Raw genomic sequence first — 22,291 nt, forward strand, 5'->3', positions numbered from 1 at the left:
GATAGAAGTCGAAGCTTTGACCAATGCTTTCCGCAAATTTACCGATAAAAAACAGTTTTGCCCGATAGGTTCGGTAAAAACCAATATCGGCCATACCGCGTATGCGGCCGGCGTTTCCAGCGTAATCAAAGTGCTGCTTTCGATGAAGAACCGGAAAATCGCGCCTTCGCTGCACTGCGAACAGCCGAATGAATATATCAATTTTCAGGATAGCCCGTTCTATGTCAACCGCGATCTGCAAGACTGGACTGTGCGCGACGGCGGCGTCCGCCGGGCAGCCGTCAGCTCGTTCGGCATCAGCGGCACCAATTGCCATGTGGTGATAGACGAAGCGCCCGCGCTTCCACTGTTTAATCCTTTACCGTCCCGGCCTTGTTTCCTGATTGCTGTTTCGGCGAAAACGGCCTCCGCGTTCGCGCAAAAATGCGTGGAGTTGCTCCAGTGGTTAACGCAACAGGGCAACGACGCCAATCTTGGCGACATTGCTTACACCTTGCAGGTCGGACGCAGTCATTTTGGCTACCGTGCGGCTTTCCTGGTACGCAGCAAACAGGAATTGATCGATTACCTGAGTTCGAAGTCGCTTGAGCCGGAACGCAACAGCGCAAGCCGGGACCTGAAAAAACAGGGAGAGCAATTGTTGCGGCAAATTTCCGGCAATGGTTTTAGCGGCGCGCAAGCTTACAGCGAACAACTGGAGCAGTTGGCGAAACTGTACGAACAAGGCTACACCCCCAATTGGAATCTGTTAAACCCGGCCGGAGAAGGTTGGCGGCGCGTATCGATGCCGGCTTATCCTTTCGAACGGGAACGTTTATGGATTCCGCAGACGGCTGTCGACGAAGTTCGCGGTCCTGCCGCGAACGCCGCTCTTCACCCGTTGCTGGACAGGATTAATCCGCTGTTGAGTCTGGAACAAGGGCTGACTTATGAAAAAACTTTCACTGCTTCCGACTGGCTGTTGCAACAGCACCAGATCGGCGGCAAAGGCATCCTGCCCGGCGTTGCTTACCTGGAAATGGCGCGCGCCGCGTTTGCATTATCGGTAGACCGGCCGTTCGAATTGTCCCGTATCGTTTGGTCGAAACCGTTGATAGTCGAACGGCAAACACCGGTTCGGATAGTCCTTGAACAGCGGGGAGACCGGTATTCTTTTAGCGTGCAAAGCAGCGACGGCGGCATTCACGGCCGCGGCGAGCTGGCGTTCGCGGCCCCGTCCGTTATTGCGCCTATGCCGGATAGGATAGAGGCATTGCGGCTGGCGGGCTTGCCCCAGCTTTCCGGCGATAAGCTTTACTCGCAACTGCAAAACATCGGCGTTCACCACGGCAGCGGCTTCCAGTGCGTGCAGCGGATTTATCTCGGCGACAATGAGGCCTTGGCGGAATTGGCCTTTAATCCCGGACACCGGCAATGCCAGGCTTATGCTTATTCTCCCTCGCTATTGGACGGCTGCTTACAACTGGGCGCGGCTTTCATATTGAATCGGGCCGGCGGTCAGGCGATCAGCAGCCTGCTTCCGCATTCGCTCGAAAAAGCGGAGTTTTTGGCGCCGTTGTCCGAGACCGGCTACGTCCATCTGGAAAGCGTCGGCCCGATGCGTTTCCATCTTTCGCTATTAAACGAGCAGGGACAGGTTTGCGTGGGCTTGCGCGACGTCTTTTACCAAGCGCAAAAAGACATGTTCGGCGACTTTTTTTATAGGCCGCGATGGGAAGCTAAAGCGTTCAGCGAAAGCAAGCCGGTTCAGGCGGGCAGAAACGTGCTGTTCGTTTCTGTCGATCAACAGACCGCGCTCGATTTGCAGGATAAGCTGAAGCGGCTGCACGCTGCCGATAGCGTTTGGGAAATCAAGTTGGCGGCACAGGCCGGAAAGCTCGACGAGCGTTGTTGGCAAGTCGATTACTCGAACCCGGCGTCGATTTTAGAGTGCTTGCAGGCGGGCGGGTTTCCGTGCCCCGAGCGGGTCTATTTTATGGGCGGGATTCAGGACGAACCGGACGTTACGCTGCCGGACGGGCAATTGCAACGCAGCAAGCAATTGGGCGTTCTTTCGCTGCTCAGGTTAATTCAGGCAATGATCAAGCAGCCATGGCTGCATAACCGGATTCAGTTAAGCGTGTTGACCGAAAGCGCGCATGCGGTCGAAGCGCGGCAGCGGACTAATCCTTTGGTCGGCAGTATTTTCGGCGTGGCTAAAACAGCGCTTAAGGAATACCCGCAATTGCAGGTCAGTTGCGTGGATTTTTGCAAAACCGACGACATGGCTGAGCTGGCCAAGCAAATCCAGGTCGAACCGTTTACCGATAAAGGCCGGGAAGTGGCGTTGCGCTCCGGCCGACGCTTTGTGCTGACGTTGGAGCCGTTGGAGATTTCGGCCGCGCCGCAAACCGTGTTCCGTCATCAAGGCGTATACCTGATTTTAGGCGGCGCGGGCGGCATAGGCTTTGCGTTTAGCTGTTATCTTGCGGAAAAAGTAAATGCCAGGGTCGTCTGGATAGGCCGTAGCGCGCTTAATCTTGACTTGCAGGACAAAATCGCCGCGATTGAGGCCAAAGGCGGCAAGGCAATCTATGTGCAGGCCGATGCCGGCGATTTATTGTCATTGAGAACAGCGGTCGCCCAGGTTAGGGAGCGCTTTGGCTCCATACACGGCGTTATTCATTCGGCCTTGGTGTTAAAGGATAAATCCCTGCCCAATATGGATGAAGCCACTTTCCTTGAGGCTTTGGCGCCCAAGGTCCAAGGCAGCGTTAATTTGCATAAAGCGCTGGACGGCGAGGCGCTGGATTTCTTTTTGTTTTTCTCCTCGGGCGAATCGTTCACCTGTTATCCGGGGCAGAGCAATTACGCCGCCGCTTGTACGTTCAAGGACGCCTTTGCCCGGCATTTGCAAAATACGGCTCCGTACCCGGTGAAAATCCTGAATTGGGGTTACTGGGGAACGGTCGGCGTGGTTTCCAGCGAGGCCTACAATCAAAAATTGGCCGCCAGGGGCGTCTATTCGATAGCTCCCGAGGAAGGCATGGAAGCTATTGAGCGGATCATGGCGAGTCCGTTCGAGCAAGTCGTGCCGATGAAAGTGAGCCGTGAGCATTTAAATGAGCTTGGCATCGAGCTGTACGGCCGCGCGGCGGCGCATAATCCCAAAGCCGCTACTGAGGCAGCCGCGCCGCTTAGCGGTTCCGGTTTCGACGAAAAAGTCGAGGATTTCGTTAAAACGGTGCTGGCCCAAGCGCTGAAAATCAGGAAAACCAGTATCGATCCGCAAGCAAGCTTTGAGATTTACGGGATGGATTCATTGGACATCAGCAGCGTGCTCCAGGCTTTCGAACGCCATCTGGGCAAACTGCCGGTGGTGACGCTGTACCAGTACAATACCACCGAAGAGCTGAAACAATATTTTATCGAGCACCATCGCCAAACCCTGGAGAGCATTGTCGGCGCCGCGGTCTTATCTGCGGCTTTACCCGAATCGGCAGCCGCTAAACCGGCGCAAGCATCGATCAGCAGGGACATCTCTAGCGGCGATATAGCCGTTATCGGTCTCAGCGGTAAATACCCGATGGCCAAGGACTTGGATCAATTCTGGCAAAACCTGAAACAGGGCGAAAACTGTATTCGCGAAGTGCCGAAAGAGCGCTGGGATTGGCAGAGCTATTATTCCGAAAACAAACACGAACCCGGCGCGATATATAGTAAGTGGGGCGGTTTTATCGATGACGCGGATAAATTCGACCCGCTGTTTTTTTCGATTCCACCTAACGAAGCCAGGTTAATGGACCCCCAAGAGCGGCTGTTTATCGAGAGCGCTTGGACGGCGCTGGAAGATGCGGGGTACACCCGTCAAGCCCTCGCCAAGCAAAATAAGCAAGTCGGCGTGTTTGTCGGCCTGATGCATGCCGACTACGAGTCGCTGGCCGGAGAACGCTGGTCGGCCGACGATCCGGTGGCGGCCCATTCCTCGTTCTGGTCGGTGGCGAACCGGATTTCTTATCTATGCAATTTCAACGGCCCGAGCATGGCTGTCGACACCGCCTGTTCCAGCTCGCTGACTGCCGTGCATCTCGCCTACGAAAGTTTGGTTAGAGGCGAGTGCGATCTGGCGATTGCGGGCGGCGTTAATTTGATCCTGCATCCCAAGCATTATTTACGCTTGTGCGCGGCGACGATGATAACTCAAGACAGCCGCTGCAAGAGTTTCGGCGCCGATGCGGACGGTTTTGTCGACGGCGAGGGCGTCGGCGCGGTGTTGTTAAAGCCGCTGGCGCAAGCTGAAATTGACGGCGATCATATTTACGCAGTGATCAAGGCCTCGGCGATGAACTCGGGCGGTAAAACCAGCGGTTACACGGTACCCAATCCGAATGCCCAGGCCAAAGTGATCGGCAGCGCACTGCGCAAGGCGAACATCGACCCCAACACGATTAATTATGTGGAAGCGCATGGGACCGGGACATCGATAGGCGATCCGATTGAAATCGCCGCCTTGACCCAAGCCTACCGGGAGTTGGGCGTGCAAGCGCGGCAACAGTGCGCGGTCGGTTCGGTCAAATCCAATGTCGGCCATTTAGAGTCCGCCGCGGGCATGGCGGGCTTGACCAAGGTGCTGCTGCAAATGCGGCACGGCGTCTTGGTGCCTTCATTACATGCCAAGACCTTGAATCCTTATATTTCTTTTGAGGATACGCCTTTTTATGTACAGCAGGAACTTGCCGAATGGCAGCCGGTTATTGTCGATGGAAAACGCTGCCCCAGACGCGCCGGGCTCAGTTCGTTCGGCGCCGGAGGCACCAATCATCACCTGATTGTCGAAGAATATCCGGAAGCGTATAAGCAACCGGCGTCCGCGCCCGGACCGCTGGTATTTCCGCTGTCGGCCAAGACCCCGGAACGCCTGCTGGCTTACGCCGAAAGCTATCTGCATTTCCTGGAGGTGCAGCCGGTCGATATGGAAAACCTTAGCTACACCCTGCAACAAGGGCGCGAGGCCATGGCGGAACGGCTGGCAATCGTATTCTCGACGCAACGCGAGCTGATCGACAAATTAAGCCGTTGGCTGCGCGAACAGAGCGGCAGCGAGGACGTTTTTCAAGGGCGGGTACAGGCCGAAACTCAAACGCAGGCTCAATACGCGTCTATTCGGGAGCAGGCCCAAGCCTGGGTTGCCGGCCATAAAATCGATTGGCAGGATTTGCATGCCCGGCGAATGTCTTTGCCGACCTATCCTTTCCAAAAGGAAAGTTACTGGATTCCGGCTAAAGCTGAGTTGGGCAGCTTGTCCGCTCAAACGAAACTTATGCCCTCTGGGGATAAGCAAACGCCTATTGCCGTGGACATCGGGGTTGCGAAAAGCGCGAGGGTTGAGTTTTTGCCAGAAGGAAGGCGCGGCTCTGCTTCCTTGTCCGTTGCGGTTATCGGTGCCGGTCCCGCGGGTTTGGCGGCGGCGAAATGCTTGCTCGAAGACGGACACTCGCCGACGGTATTTGAAAAAACCGACCGTATCGGCGGAATATGGTGCTTCCGGGACGGTCATCGCGGCGGGCCTTATCAGGCAACGCGTTTGCAGACTTCAAAGTTCACTTCGCTGTATTCCGATTTTCCGCCGCCGGAGTCGATGTCGATTTTTCCGGGAGTCGACGAGTTAAACCGGTATTTCAACGACTATGTCGATCACTTCCAATTCAGGTCGCATATTCAGTTGAATACGGGCTTGGAACAACTGGTCCGGGACGGGGACAAATGGTCGTTGACCTTACGTAAGGCTGACGGCGGTCACTATACGCAAAGTTTTGACGCGGTCAGTATTTGCATAGGTAATTTTTGGCGGCCCAAGACGGTTTCCTATCCCGGCATGGAGCGCTTCCAAGGCGAGTATTTGCATGCGGCAAATTACCATTCGCCGGACATTTTCCACGGCAAACGCGTGCTGGTTATCGGCAACGGCGTCAGCGGCATGGATATTTCGGTCGACGCAAGCAAAACCGCGAAAAAAGTAACCATGAGCCTACGTTCGAAAAAAATGGTTATTCCGCGAATGTTCGGCTTTACCACCAACGATGGCTCCATTTCCTCGGTCAAAAGGCTGATCATCAACCAGCAGCGCCCAGCCGATGTTTTGAACGAATGGCGGGCGTCTATCCCTCAACATATGGCAGAGATGGAAAACAGCGGCCTGATGCCCGAGTTTCCGGTTAAAGAAAGCATCCTGCTGGTCAGTTGCGATTTTCCGCGCACCGTCAGCGAAGGCAAGATTCAGCTCAAGCCGGAACTGCGGAGTTTTTCGGAAAACGGCTGCGAATTTGAGGACGGCAGCTACGAACAATTCGATATTATTGTCGATTGCACCGGCTATGAAGAACCCGCTTTCCCGTTCCTGCCGAAGTCCGTCAACGTTAACGAGCTGTACAAGCACCAGTTTTCGCCTGAGCATCCGAACCTTTGCTTTATCGGCCGCAAACATGCCTCGCTGAGCGTGGTTCCCACGTTGGAGCTGGAGGCACGCTGGTTTTCCAAAGTGTTAACCAAGGAATGCAAGCTGCCCGATGCGGACACCATGCGTTCGGTCATTCAAAGCGACCTTCGTAAGGAAAGCAAGCGCGGGCAGTTGTTCCCCAGTATCGATTCCGCGCAGCAAAACATGTGGCTGGCCGAACAGATCGGCGCGTTTCCGAGTCCGGTCAGCGACTGGAAGCGGTATTGGCAATTGATCAATATGCCGGCTATTCCGGCCGTTTACCGGCTGGTCGGACCGAATCGCTGGCCGGAGGCGGAGCGCTTTTTGGAAGCAATCCGGCAGAAACTGTACATCAACAAAAACGATCCCCGGCTTGAGACGATGAAATACGCTTTATTGGCTAAATTGGGACCGGAAAATTTGGAAATCATGGTAAAGCTCGGCCAGATTTCAGCCGCCGAAATGGACAAAGCCCTCGTAAAGGAATCCGTTAAACCGCACTCATCCACCCCGGAGGAAACAGTATGACCAGCGGAGAGAACATGTTGTCGCAGATAGAAACATCCTTGATCGAAGCGGTCGCGGCTGTTCTGGGTATGGAAAAACACCGGGTGGACCCCAAGGAAAACTTGAGCGCTTACGGTTTCGACTCGATCACCTTAACCCAGTTGGCTAACCGTTTAACGCAAACGTTTCCTTTTGTGCGCCCGGATGCTTCGACTTTCTTGGAATACACCACGGTGGAGGCTTTGCAGGCACATTTGCACGACCGTTACCGGGTGGATTTTGAAGTTTACTTCGGTATTGCCCGTGCCGAAACCCGGACGCCGCCTGCAAGCCAGGCCGGGATAAGCTCCATCGCCGATAGCTATCCGCCCGCCGAACCTGTGCATTCGGAAGCGACGTTTGCGATTCCCGATATTTCAGGTTCGCTGTTACTGGATGCTTTCGATGCCGACGAACAACGCGGCCTTCATCAACCCGTGCCTAATGCCTTTGCCTCCGCGCCGGTTGCCGTTAACAAAACGCAAACCGTACCCGTCCGCGCGATGGACATCGCTATCGTCGGTGTGGCCGGCCGGTTTCCGGGAGCCGATAACATCATCGAACTGTGGGAAAACCTGTTCAACGAAAAAAACTCGCTGACCGAAGTCCCCGAAGATCGCTGGGATTGGCGCGCGATTTTCGGCGACCCGCAAGCCGACGGCAACCTGACCGACTGCTGCTACGGCGGCTTTCTCGACAAGCCCGGTAACTTCGATCCGTTATTTTTCGGCATTTCGCCGCTGGAAGCGCTGCAAATGGACCCGCAGCAGAAATTGGTCTTGCAATCCACCTGGGAAACCCTCGAAAACGCGGGTTATTCGATGGACCGTCTCAACGGCGAAGACGTCGGTGTCTACTTGGGGGTGCAACGCAATGAAAACCTGCTGCAATTGATGAAAGGCGGCAAGGATTTCGGCCCCTATACCAATATCGGCAACACTCATTCGATGCTGGCTAACCGCGTTTCCTATTTTTTCGACTGGAAAGGCAACAGCCTGACCGTCGATACGGCTTGCGCCGCATCTTCGAGCGCTTTGCACCTGGCCTGTCACGCTTTATTGCGCGGAGAAATCAAGTTTGCGCTGGTCGGCGGCGTTACCGTGGTACAAGACTCTTTTTCGCATATCGCCAATCGCAAAATGGGTTTGTTAACCAATGAACAACGGGTTTGTTCTTTCGATGAAAATGCGGGCGGCTACTTGATCGGCGAAGGCGTGGCGACAGCGCTGCTGAAACCCTTGGCCCAGGCTGAAAAAGACGGCGATTATATTTATGGCGTGATTAAAGGCTGCGCGGTTACCCAAAGCGGCAAAACGGTATTTTTGACCGCGCCCGATCCCAAATCCCACGTCAAGGTGATTCAAGCGGCGTTGCAGGAAGCGGGACTCAAGCCGGAAGCTATCGATTATATCGAAGGCCAGGGCATAGGCACGGAATTGTCCGACAAAGCCGAACTGAAGGCCTATGCCGAAGTGTTCCGCAACAGTGAAAACCACAAGCTGGGCATCGGCAGTACCAAGGGCAATATCGGCCATGTGGAGTCGGCTTCCGGCATTACTTCGCTGATTAAAGTCTGCTTGGCAATGAAAAACGGCCGGATTCCGCCGGTACTTAATTTCCAAAAATTAAACTGGAGCCAAAGCGAAGATGAGCTGCCTTTTACCGTGGTCGCCCAAAAGCAGGCATGGGAGCCGCGTGCCGATCGGAGTCCGCGCCGGGCGGGCGTTCACAACTTCGGCTATGGCGGTTTGACGGCCCATTTCATTATTGAACAACACACTAACGCCTGCGAGCGGCAAGTCTTGGATCACAACAGCGTGGCGCAGGAACAATTGCTGGTATTTTCGTCGAAAAGCCGGCCGCAGTTGGACCGCTATTTGGCGCGTTTTCTGACTTACATTCAAGGTTCGCAATACCGGTATTTCGGCATTCAACGGCTGAATTTGGCGGATGTCGCCTATACCTTGCAAACAGGCCGCCAGGAAATGGACGTGCGTTTGGCCGTGGTTGCTGCTTCGGTGGAAGAATTGGCAGCCAAATTGCAGCGTTACCTGAACGGCGACCGCCAAATAGCCCGGTTGCTTACCGGCACTGTGGCAGCGCGGGCAGCGCAAGAAAAAATTCCGCCGGCTTTATATCAAGCTCGGGCATGGGACCGGATAGCCGGGCATTGGGTCAATGGAAGTTCTTGGTCAAGCGTTGCGGGTAAAGGACAGCGAATTCCATTGCCCGGTTTTTGCTTTGCTCCCGAACCCGATTTTGAAGCCGCCGCCGACGGCATCAAACCTCAGCTAAACCCGGTGGATTGGCACCGATTCTCCGGCGCATTCGAAGAGCTTGAAGACATTGCCCGCCAGTTGCTGTTAGACCGTTTTCAGAGTTGGGGGATATGCCGGACGCCGGGCGAAGAACTGGAGTCCGAGCGTCTGCAAGCCTTATTGGGGATTGCGCCGCAATATCGCCGCCTGTTTTCGCTGCTGCCGGGTATTTTGGCGAAAGCGGGCATCTTGCAACAAAGCGCGGGCCGCTACCGCGTCATCGAGTTCGCGCCGGTGGATATGGCCGATCTTCAGCGCAGGCGCGACGACTTCCTTCGCAACTTTCCCGAGCTTAAAGCGCAAATCGGTTTGACTTGGGACTGCCTGGACTGCTTGCAGGACATTTTGACCGGCAAAATTCCGGTTACCCGAATCCTGTTTCCGGACAGCTCGATGGAACGTGTCGAGAGTTTCTATAAAGGCAATCCGGTAGTCGATTATTTCAACAAGCTGGTCAGTTGGCAGCTTGTCGCGGCGGTTTCGGAACTGGACCGTCAGCGCCCAGCCGGTGAAAAAATACGCATTCTGGAAATCGGCGCCGGAACCGGCGGAACCACCGAAGGCGTTTTGAAGTCGATTGCCCATTTCGGCGAGCGCTTAAGCTATGTTTACAGCGATATTTCCCCTGGTTTTACCCAGTTCGGAAAAAGCAGGTTCGGTGCCGAATTCGGCTTTCTTGAGTTCCAGGTGCTCAATATTGAAAAAGACATCGTCGAGCAAGGCTTTGCAGAGCATTCTTTCGACTTGATTATCGCCTGTAATGTACTGCATGCAACGGCCGATATGGACCGGACGATACAGAACACGCGCCACCTGTTGAAGAGCGACGGCAGCATCATCCTGAATGAAGTCACCCATGCGCAAGATTTTATTTCGCTGACTTTCGGCCTGTTGCACGGTTGGTGGGCATTTGCGGACGAGGATCGGCGCTTGCCGGGCGGGCCTTTGCTGAATTCGACTATGTGGGCCGGACTGCTTAAGCGGCAGGGTTTCGCTTCGGTCGAAATTTACGGGCAGTCGGGACCCGAAGGAGAGGATAGCGGTTACAACGTTGTCGTGGCCTCGAACAAAACCGAGGCGTTGGCGGCGAAACCGGCCGCCATCGCCGATGTTGCGCCAATGCTGCTGCCGGACCACGGCCTTATCCTGCAAGTACGCGAAATATTCGCCAAAGTGCTGATGATCGATGAAGGCCAAATCGACCCAAACGCCGCTTATGTCAATTTTGGCGTGGATTCGTTTACCTCGCTGACGGTGGTCAAGGAAATTAATGCCGCGTTTGGCGTTCAGTTGCGCAGCACCGAATTGTTCAACTTCCCCAGTATTAACGAAATCAGCCTGCATATTCAACAACAAATAGAGCCTGTAGCGCCAACACCGCAGCAACCGCTTCCCCGTTCCGTGGAAAAGCGCCAGCCTGCTACCGATCCGTCTGTTGATAATCAGGAAGGCATCGCGATCATCGGCATGTCGGGCCGCTTTCCGCACGCCAAAAATATTGACGAATATTGGCGAAACTTGGTGGAAGGCCGCGATTGCATCGATGACGTTCCGCCGGGCCGTTGGCAAGGTAAAGGCTTTTGGGGCGGTTTCGTTGACGATATAGACCGTTTCGATCCGCTGTTTTTTAACATTTCGCCGAAAGAAGCGGAGTGGATGGACCCGCAACAGCGCCTTTTTGTCCAGGAAGCCTGGAGAACTTTCGAGCATGCCGGATACGCGGCCGAAGACCTGAAAGGAAGCCGTTGCGGGGTGTATGTCGGCTGCCGGGAAAGCGATTACCTGAAGCCTTTTGCCCAGTTGGGAACCAGCAGCTATCAAGGCACCGGTAACAGCGCCGCGATGCTGTCGGCTCGTATCGCTTATTTCCTCGACCTCAAAGGCCCCAGCCTGTCGATAGATACCGCTTGCTCATCGTCGCTGGTTGCGATTCATCTGGCCTGCGAAAGCATCAACAGCGGGACTTGCGACCTTGCGCTGGCGGGCGGCGTTTCGCTGTTTTGCACCGAGCAAAGCCATCTTATCCTGGGCAAGTCGGGCATGTTGTCGCCGGACGGACGCTGTAAAACTTTCGACGACCGCGCCGACGGCTTTGTGCCGGCCGAAGCGGTCGGCGCTGTGCTGTTAAAGCCGCTGCAACATGCGTTGCGCGATGGCGACCCTATTTTCGGCGTGATTAAGGCGCACGGCATTAATCAAGACGGCAAAACCAACGGCATTACCGCCTCCAGCTCGCCTTCCCAATCGGCTTTGCAGCAGGAGGTTTACCGGCGCTACAGGATCAACCCGGAGCGTATCAGCTACGTTGAAGCGCACGGCACCGGCACCGGCCTGGGCGACCCGATTGAAATCGATGCGTTGACCGATACGTTCCGGGCTTATACCCAGCGCAAACAATTTTGCGCGATCGGTTCGGCAAAAACCGCAATCGGTCATGGTTTGGCGGCCGCGGGCGTCGCGGGCTTAATCAAAGTCCTGCTGTCGATGCGGCATAAACAATTGCCGCCAATGCTGCATTTCCAAAAAGAAAACCGGCATTTTCAATTGGCGAATACGCCTTTTTACGTCAATACCAAAGCACAGGACTGGGACAACGCAAATAAAGAACCGCTACAGGCCGCAATCAGCGCTTTCGGCTTTAGCGGCACCAATGCGCATTGCGTGATTGAGGAAGCGCCGCATCGGCCTGAGCCTGCTGAGGGTAAGAAATCCTATTTGATCCCGTTGTCGGCAAAAACCGCTATCGATCTCGCGGCAAAAATCCAAGCGCTGGCAGGCTGGCTTGAAAACGAAGGCGATGCTTATGCATTGCGCGACATCGCTACAACACTGCTGCTTGGAAGAAGCCATTTCGATTTCCGCGTGGCTTTGGTCGCAAACGACAAGCAGGCGCTTGCTGCCTTATTAAAGGGCCTGCCGTCACGGCCCGACAGCGGATGGACAAAGATCAAGCCGGAACAGGAACGCGGTGCGGCGCTTAAGCAGTTCGGTGCAAGATTGTTGACGGAAATACGGGATTTAGAGCTGCCGGAAAACGAACGCGACGAGAGTTTGTTGAGTTTGGCCGATCTTTACCGGCAAGGCTATGAACTTGAATGGCGCTTGCTTTACCAGCATAACGCCGCCGCGAAAGGTGTTTTCCGTAAAGTGCCGCTGCCGACTTACCCGTTCGTCGGCGAACGTTACTGGCTTGCGCCCATGGACGGTATTGCCGTTAATGCGCAAGCGCCAACTGCATTCGTCCCGGTAGCGTTGCCTTCGGAAACGCCGGAACTGAAGGCGTTCCAGCACGCTTACGCCGAAGTTCCGGGTTTTTGCGCGATGCTGTTAGCCGACACGCTGCACAATATGGGTGTTTTTGAAATGCCGGGGCAACGGTACTTGCGGGAGGAGTTGCGCGGTCAATTGCAAATTGACGCCAAGTACCACCGCTTGCTGGATGCGTTCTTGAATATCCTGTTGGATGAAGGCTATTTGCAACGGCAAGGCGATTATTTTGTTCGTACCGGCCGGGAATGGCGATTGCCGTTTGCCGAACTGCAACAAAGAAAAGACTGCTTGCTAAGCGAGTTTAGCCAGATTGGCGCATTCGTGAACCTGATCTGGGTTTGCGTCCGGAATTACCCGGAAGTGTTGCAAGGCAAGCTCAACGCGACCGAAGTGATATTCCCAGATGCTTCGTTCGAGTTGGTCAAGGGCATCTACAAGGATAACGCCACCGCCGATTTTTATAACAAGATTCTGGTAAACAATGTGCTGGAACAGGTCAGGATACAAACCGCGCGTTTACCCGGCAAACAATTGAAAATACTCGAAATCGGCGCAGGCACCGGCGGCACGTCGGCTTTGCTGCTGAACGCGTTGCAACGTTTCGGCGATAGCATCAGCTATCTTTACACCGATATTTCATCGGGCTTTATTCAATACGGAAGACGGACTTACGGTCCCCGGTATCCGTTTGCCGACTTTGAAGTGCTGGATATTGAAAAAGCGATTGTCCCCGACTGCGTTTATCGCAAATCGTTCGACATCGTTGTCGCGGCGAATGTCATACACGCCACGCGCGATCTTTGCAAAACGCTGGCCCATGTCAAGGCCCTGTTGAAAGACAAAGGCTATTTGTTCCTGAACGAGACCACCGACATCCAGGCTTTTGCGACGATGACTTACGGTTTGCTGGATGGCTGGTGGTTGTTTGAAGACGACATCCGGCTTGAAAATTCTCCTCTGCTCGACGATAAGATGTGGGTAGCGTTATTGCAGCAACAAGGTTTTAGTGTTGCGCCGCCGCAAGGTTTGAGCGGCGCAGAGAAGGGACCGGGCCAGCATATCTTGATTGCAGAGCTGTTGGAAGATAAGGCCGCGCTACACGACGCCGCGCCTGTAAGCGAGCCGGTACCCGCGGCGGTGCAACCGGCCGCGGCCACGAAAATCAGCCGCCCCGTTCAAGAAACGCTGAAACAACGGATTCAGCAAGAGGTTACGGATGCGATATTCCATATTCTGGGCTTGAACGACCGGCAGTTGGTGATGGAAAAAAGATTTGCCGATTACGGCTTGGATTCGATTTCCGGCATTGATTTTTTAAGCCTGGTTAACCAACAGTTCGGCATTAATGTCCGGGTCACCGCGCTGTTCGATTATCCGAGCGTTGCCGAATTATCGGCTTTTATTTATGAAAATTACCGTGAGCAGCTGAGCGCGCCGGACTTTGCCGATGCGCCGGAAACGTCGGCGAATGAAGCTGATGATAAAGAAGACGAATCCGCAACATCGGCTTCGTGCGATGTACCTGAAATGCAGCAGGACGATATAGCCATCATCGGCATGTCGGGGCGGTTTTCAGGTTCCCGCAATGTGCATGAATTTTGGGAGCAACTGGCGTCGGGAACATCCTGTATTAGCGAGCCGCCGACAGGACGTTGGGCCGAAGGCGGTTTCCCGCCAGGTTACCGCGCGGGTTTTCTGGACGGCATCGATCAATTCGACCCGTTGTTTTTCAATTGGTCGGGCGCCGAAGCCGAACAGGCCGATCCGCAGCAACGCCTGTTTCTTGAGGAATCCTACGCCGCGCTGGAAGATGCGGGTTATGCACCCGCCCAGCTTCGGGAATTGACATGCGGCGTCTTTGCCGGCGTCGGCATGAGCGATTACCTGATCAACATGCGCGAGAGAGGCTATTTCGGCGAAGCGCAGTCGTTCTGGGGAAATTCTCCGGCGGTGGTGCCGGCGCGGATTTCCTATTTCCTGAACCTTAAAGGCCCCAGCATTGCGATCGATACGGCTTGTTCCTCTTCCTTGGTTGCCATGCATTCGGCCCGGCAAAGCATTCTTGCCGGAGAATGCGATATGGCTTTGGCCGGGGGCGTCTATCTTTGCACGACGCCGCATTTTCATACGCTCGCTGATAAAGCGCAAATGCTGGCAGCCGACGGAATATGCAAAGCTTTCGATCAAAAAGCGGACGGTTTTGTGTTCGGCGAAGGCGTCGGCGTAGTTGTTCTAAAAAGGCTGGATGCCGCGATACGCGATAAAGACCATATTTATGGCGTATTGAAGGCTTCGGGCGTCAACCAGGACGGCAAAACCAACGGCATGACCGCGCCGAGCACTCTGTCGCAAACCGAGCTGGAAGTTGCGGTCTATCGGCGGGCGGGCATTAACCCGGAAACCATCGGCTATGTCGAGGGGCACGGTACCGGTACCAAACTGGGCGATCCTGTCGAAGTCGAAGCCTTAAGCAAGGCGTTTCGGCGTTACACCGACAAAAAACAGTTTTGCCTGTTGGGCTCTGTAAAAACCAATATCGGCCATTCCTCGCTGGCAGCCGGTGTTGCCGGTGTTATCAAGGTATTGCAATGCTTTGCCCATAGTCAAATTCCGCCGTTGCTGAATTTTTCCGAAGCCAACGAGCATATCGACTTTAACGACAGCCCTTTTCATATCAATACCCGCTTGTACGAGTGGAAAAAGCATGGGGATTTGCCAAGAAGGGCGGCGATCAGCGGTTTTGGCTTGAGCGGAACCAACGCGCATCTGGTATTGGAAGAATCGCCGGTGCGGCTTGAATCCAGGCCGGTAAGGGGAGAAGGGCCGGTGCTGATTTGCTTGTCGGCAAAAACCGGCTATTCGCTCAAACAAAAAATACGCGATCTGGCCACTTGTCTGGAAGCACAGGGAAGGCAATACGCCTTGGAGTATATTGCTTATACCTTGCATGTCGGCAGGGAGCATTTCGGGCAGCGTTTTGCGTTGGTTGCCCAAAGCCGCGAGGACTTGCTCCGGCAATTGCGCGAAGCCGACATCGACGCGATGCCGCGCAAAACGTCCGAGCTTTCAGGCGACGCGGAGCTATGGCTGAAGCAGCTCCGTGCCCGCAATTTGCCGCTGCCGGAGACGCTGGAAAAACTGCATGCCTTGGCCGCGTTGTATCGGGACGGCCGGGATATGGAGTGGCTGAAACTGTACCCCGAAGACGTGCGTTATCGCGTTCCGTTGCCGAGTTATCCGTTCGACCGCTCCCGTTTTTGGTTCCCCGCGCCAACAGCAAAAGCGCTTCAGCCCCAGGCCGAAGCCCAGGTGGTTCCGGTGCCGGGCGCTGCAATGCCTGTATCGGGCAGCGCGGAAAAGACCTGGTGGCAACCTGATTGGCAACCGTCGCCGCTGGATTCTTCACTTGCAAGCCATGCGGACGGCCCGCTGTTGATATTCGGTTCCGGACAACAGGACCTGTCCGGCTGGCAAAATACGAAGGTGGTGCTGGTGACTTCGGGCGAGGATTTTTCGGTCGCTCCGCAAGGGACGGTACCGGGGGCTGACGCCGTTATCCGGATTCGTGCGGGAGAACCGGAAGACTATCGGCAACTGGCCGGACTGCTCGCACAGCGCGGTTTGCTGCCGACGCGCATTTTGCATTGTTGGTCGCAGCAGCCGTTTGTTGCCGATGAGCTGGATAAGCAGTTGGATCGCGGTTTTTATTCGATGCTGTTTATCGCCCAGGCTTTGATCGAACAGAAAGCCTGCCCGGAAAAAATTCGCGTGATTTATGCTTTTGTCCGCTCCGCATCCAGGGATTACGCTTTAAATCAAGCCATCGGAAGTTTTGCCAAGACGCTGAACCGGGAAAATCCGGCGTTTTATTGTCAAACCCTGGAATTGCCGCAAGCCGCGCTATTGTCCCAAATTGCGGACAGGGAATACCGGCACGGCACGGCCAATCAGGTTGAAGTCCGTTACCGGCGTGACGCCAACGGTGAATTGGTCCGGGAAGTAAAAGTCTGGCGGAGCGTCGATCTTGAAAATGCGACGGCCAAACCGCCGGCGCTCAAAGAACAGGGAACCTATTTGCTGATTGGCGGCGCGGGCGGACTCGGGTTGCTGTTCTGCGAATATCTGCGGCGGCAGGCGGAGGCGCAGCAAAATCGCATCCGCGTCTTTTTAACCGGCCGCAGGCCGTTATCGGCGGATAAATTGCAACAGTTGCAAAGGTTGAATTCAACGTGGTGCGAAGCCGTTTATTTGCAAGCCGATATTGCCGATGCGGCGCAGGCTAAATACGTGGTCGCCGAAGCAAGAAGCAGGCTGGGCGGGATTGCCGGGATTTTTCACTTTGCAGGCTGCGCGCAAGACGCTTTCCTGTTGAAAAAGACCAAAAGCCAATGCCGGGAAGTATTGGCCGCCAAGGTTCAGGGAACGCTCTGCCTGGAACAGGCGCTGGCAGGGGAAAAGGTCGACTTTTTGAGTTTCTTCTCTTCAGCCAGCTCGGTAACCGGCAATGTCGGGCAAGCCGATTACGCCTACGCCAACGGTTTTTTCGACGCTTTCGCCGCGCAAGGCGGAATCGGCGGCCGTATGTTCAGCGTGAACTGGGCGTTTTGGCAGCAAGGCGGAATGCAGCTTTCCGATAGCAAGCTGGAAACGATGGCGGCCGATATGGGGGTTCACGGATTGTCCGGCGCGGTCGGAATCCAGGCTTGGGAAAGCATTTTACAATCCGGGTTGACGCAATGCATGTTCTTGTCCGGGAACGGGCAAAAAATCCGGCAATTTGTTGAGAAACAGTTTGCCGAGCCGCAGCGGGTCAAAAAAACCGGGAACGCTCGTTTCGATGCTCAAAATATCTACCGGCAAGCCGAAAGCGTCGGCAGGCTGAACGACACTGTCGGCATGGCTCAACGTTCCGCCGATATTGATGCGGCAACAGGGAACGCTATGCCGCTGTCCCAGGATATCGAAGCCTTCTTGAAACAAGCCGTTGCCGACGTAAGCCGGTTGCCGTTGGATAAAATCAGCATTCATCGTCCGTTTGACGAGTTCGGTCTGGATTCGTTGATGATTACCGCTCTGAACGAAAAGTTGATTGCCAGGTTCGGGCCGTTGTCGGCAACGCTGTTCTTTGAATATCAGGACCTAGCGTCGCTGACCGAGTATCTTTCAGCTCGGAAGCAAGCCGCGCAAGCGGAGGTCGTGTTTGCAAATAATGCCGGGCAAGTATCTTGCCGGACAGCCTCCGGCGTCGACGATATTTACCGAAAAGCCGAGGCGATAGGACATGCGGCCGTTCAAGGCATCGCCCGGAGCATCGATGCTTTGGAAGCAATCGTGGCGTCTTCCGCGCCGGTGGGCCAGGATATTGAAGCCTTCTTGAAACAGGCCGTTGCCGACGTGAGCCGGTTGCCGTTGGATAAAATCAGCGCTGAACGTCCGTTTGAGGAGTTCGGTCTGGATTCGCTGATGATTACCGCGCTTAACGAAAAGCTGATCGCCAGGTTCGGGCCGCTGTCGGCAACGCTGTTCTTTGAGCATCGCAATCTGGCCGCATTGACCGAGTATCTTGCCGCCCGGCAGCACAGCGTCCAACCGGCGCCTGCAAAGATCGCGGAGCTTGAATATAGCGCCGGCCGGCCTGCGAATAAGCAAGCGTCCTCGCAGGCAAAGCTTTCGGACGTCGGCAATATTTACAGCAGGGCTAAAGCTATAGGGCACGAGTTTTCCCGAAGTGACGGCTGTGTTGTTGCAAAGGCGGCTGCTTCGGCCGCTTCCGTTAATGTGCGTCAGGATATTGAGGCTTTCCTGAGAAAAGCCGTTGCCGACGTCAGTGCGTTGCCGATCGAAGAAATCGGCGTTTACCGTCCGTTCGATGAGTTGGGGTTGGATTCGCTGATGATTACCGCGCTGAACGAAAAGCTGATCGCCCGGTTTGGCCAATTATCGGCGACGCTGTTTTTTGAATACCCTAACTTGGCGGCGTTAAGCGAGTACCTTTCAGGTTGGCAGGCATCGGCGAAAGCTTGCGTAGTTGCGGAAGAAAACATCGTCGGCCGCACGCCTTGCCCGGACGACGCTAAAAGAACGCTGAATATCGGCGATATTTACAAAAAGGCCGCGCAAATCGGTATCGCGGACAATGCCGCAACGCAGGCTTCGGCGTTTCGGGCCGATAAAAGGCAAGATACAAGCAGCGTTGCCGGTAATTCCGCGTTAGACATTGCGATTATCGGCGTCAGCGGCATTTATCCCGAAGCGGATAATCTGGAAATTTTTTGGGATAACCTGAAAGCAGGCAGGGATTCCATCACGGAAGTCCCGCCAAACCGCTGGAACCCGGACGAGTATTACGACGCGGACCGCACCCAGGCGATGCATGGAAAAATGTATTGCACAAAGGGAGGCTTTGTTGACGACATCGATTGCTTCGATGCTTTTTTCTTCAATATTTCGCCGCGCGAAGCCAAGCTGATCGATCCTTGCGAGCGTTTATTCCTGCAAACCGCATGGGCCGCGTTTGAAGATGCCGGTTATACGCGCAAGAAGTTGGCGGAAACCGGCAATGCCAATGTCGGCGTTTTCGCCGGCATCAGCAACTACGGTTATTCCCTATGGGGGCCGCAGGAATGGGCAAAAGGCAATTCGTACACGCCTTGCAGCGGGCTTTGGTCCATCGCCAACCGCGTGTCCTATTTCATGAATCTTAACGGTCCCAGCTATCCGGTCGATACCGCCTGTTCATCGTCGTTGAGCGCGATCCATCAAGCCTGCGTGAGCCTGAACAACGGCGAATGTTCAATGGCGCTTGCCGGTGGAGCTTCGTTCAACGTGCATCCCCATCAATACGTGGCGATGTGCCAGGGCCAGATGCTGTCTCCTACCGGCAAATGCCATAGTTTCGGCGAGCAAGGAGATGGTTTCGTGCCCGGAGAAGGCGTCGGCGCCGTATTATTGAAGCCCTTGGCGCAAGCCGTTGCCGACCGCGACCCTATCTACGCGGTCATCAAAGGCAGCTCGGTTAATCACGGCGGGCGCAGCAACGGCTATTCGGTGCCGAACCCGAAAGCGCAGGCGGAGCTTATCAAACAGGCTCTCAATAAGGCCAAGATAGACCCCGCCACCATCAGCTATGTCGAAGCGCACGGCACCGGGACTGCGTTGGGCGACCCGGTTGAGTTTGAGGGCTTGTGCCGGGCTTGGGACGAAGCCGCGGGACAGCAAGCGGTCGAAAAACAGTCCTGCGCTTTGGGCTCGGTAAAATCGAATATCGGTCATTTGGGCGCCGCGGCAGGTATTTCGGGACTGACCAAGATCCTGTTGCAAATGAAGCATAAAACCTTAGCGCCATCGCTGCACGCGCAAAAGCTTAATCCCAAAATCAACTTTGCCGATTCGCCGTTTTTTGTCCAGCAAAGTCCGGCGAGTTGGGAAACCAAGCCGGAAGGACAACCCAGGAGGGCCGCGGTCAGTTCGTTCGGGGCCGGCGGCGCGAATGCGCATGTAATTCTTGAAGATTATGCGCTGCCGTCGACGGCCTGCGGCGCGAGTCCGGTTTCGGGGCCGTACATTATCCCGATATCGGCTAAAACGCCTGAGCGGCTGCTTCGCTACGTGGAAAAAATACTGGCGTTTTGGGAAAAGCACCAAGGCGAGTTGCAATTGCAGGATTTCGCTTACACCTTGCAAACGGGTAGGGAAGCGATGACCGAGCGTTTTGCCTGCATCGTCAACCACAAGCAGGAGGTCGGAATGAAGCTGCGCGCCTTTTTGCAACATAACGGACAAGCGGAGCAGGGGAGCTTTTTTACCGGTCAAGCCGGGGATAATGCGGCTCAGGAAGAGCTTGCGGCTTCTCCCGATCACGAACAACTGGCCAAGCTTTGGGTCAGAGGCGGCGACATCGACTGGGAAGCCCTGTTTTACCGGCAGCAGGCGGCAAAGCGCATTTCCTTGCCGACCTATCCTTTCGATAAACAGCCGTACTGGTATGTGGAAAAGACCGTTGTCGAACCGGCAGGAAAAGCCGGGCGGGCAAACGATCCGCTGGCCCGCTGCACGGAGGCTTTCGACGACTTGGCCGAGCTCGGCGCTAGCGGCTTGCTGAGCGCATTCCAGCAAATGGGCTGCTTTCGGCAGGATCGGGAAGAGTACGCAAAAGACCGGTTGAAAGCCTGCATCCGGCTGAGCCTCGAGCACGATTTGCTGTACGACGCGTTGCTGGACATTCTGCAAACAGCCGGTTATTTGGCGATTGACGGCGACAGGATACGCAGTACGGAGCGGGTTTCGCAAAAAGTTGAAGCGCATAACCTTGATTACTGGTGCAACAAACATCCCGAGCTGGCCGCTAACTTTCAGTTGTTGTGGCAATGCCTGGACAATATGACCGCGATTTTGCAAGGCGATATACCGGCAACCGAGGTTATGTTCCCGAACGCTTCGATGGCTTTAGTCGAGAAGATTTATCAGCAAAACGCAATCTCGGATTATTACAACCAACTCGTCGTTGACGAGGTCGTGTCCTTTATTCGCGAGCGGCTGTCCGAATTGCCCGAAGGAGAAAAAATCCATCTGTTGGAAATAGGCGCAGGCACCGGCGGCACCAGCGCTGCGGTGCTTAAGGCGATTGAGCCGTATCAAGAGTATCTTCGCTATGACTACACGGATGTTTCATTGAAGTTCATTCAGCACGGCAGAAAGCATTACGGTCATTATACGTTCGTCGATTTTCATGTTTTGGATATAGAAAAGGGGATCGAAGGTCAGGGTTTTGTTCGGCAAAACACCGATTTAATAATTGCTACCAATGTGCTGCACGCCACGCGCAACATGAACGTCACGCTGAAAAACGCCAAGTCGCTGTTACGCCGGGGAGGGAAACTTATTATTAATGAAGCGGTGGAGCCCCATGTTTTTTCCACGTTGACTTTCGGCCTGCTGAAAGGCTGGTGGTTGGCCGAAGACCCGCATAATCGGCTGCCGGGCTCGCCGTTGCTCAGCGTTTCGATGTGGCGGCGGTTGCTGGAGCATGAAGGTTTTATGTCGGTGCGAACCTTGGCGCCTGTGATCGAGACGGGAGTGAGCCAAAACGTATTTGTAGCGCAAAGCGACGGCCGCATCCCTTTGCATGAAGAGCAGGAGCCGCGGGAAATGGCGGCGTCAAGCATTCCGAAGCCTGAGCCTGTCGATATACCTGAATATGACGAAAAACTAAATATACTGGCGCAAAAGCTCAGGCACATTGTCGCTGCGGTGATTGAAGTTGAAGCGGAGACAATCAATCCCGATTGCGCTTACGTCGATATGGGCGTGGATTCGATTCTGGCGTTGGAAATCGTCAGCCAAGCCAACCGGGAGCTGGGATCCGAGCTACGGACGACGGCCGTGTTCGATCATGCGACCGTCAACAAGCTGGCCGCGCATATCGCGGCGCAACATCCCGGCGCGGTGCAGCAAGACGCCTTGCTGGATGTTTTTCAACAACTGCATAGCGGCGGCTTGGATATTCACGAAGCCGACAGGCTTTTGGGTCTTTGATAATAATTTTTTAGGAATCATTTCATGAGAAACGGCATTAATCAGGAAGATATTGATTTTTTCATCTCGTTCCCACGGGCTCCGTGGGAATGCAGTGCAGGACGCGCTGCGTCCCCTATACGCCGGACGCTGATCGTGATTCGCGGCGCAGCGCGCCTTGACTGCA

Annotated in this window: 2 protein-coding genes (1 of these 2 cut by a window edge); both read left to right on the top strand. The window is 55.0% G+C overall.

The features are described from left to right. Positions 1–6,985: the end of an SDR family NAD(P)-dependent oxidoreductase gene (locus tag EKO24_RS20625; RefSeq protein WP_143733270.1), read on the top strand. It extends 12,002 nt beyond the left edge of the window; 6,985 of the gene's 18,987 nt are visible here — the last part of the coding sequence; the start codon falls outside the window, past its left edge; it ends in the stop codon at positions 6,983–6,985. Continuing rightward, a complete protein-coding gene (locus EKO24_RS20630; RefSeq protein WP_143733271.1) occupies positions 6,982–22,125 on the top strand; it encodes an SDR family NAD(P)-dependent oxidoreductase in 15,144 nt (5,047 codons plus the stop codon). The genes EKO24_RS20625 and EKO24_RS20630 overlap by 4 nt, the downstream gene beginning before the upstream one ends. Positions 22,126–22,291: the final 166 nt, after the last annotated feature.

The organism is Candidatus Methylobacter oryzae (genome assembly GCF_003994235.2).
Lineage (GTDB): Bacteria > Pseudomonadota > Gammaproteobacteria > Methylococcales > Methylomonadaceae > Methylobacter_A > Methylobacter_A oryzae.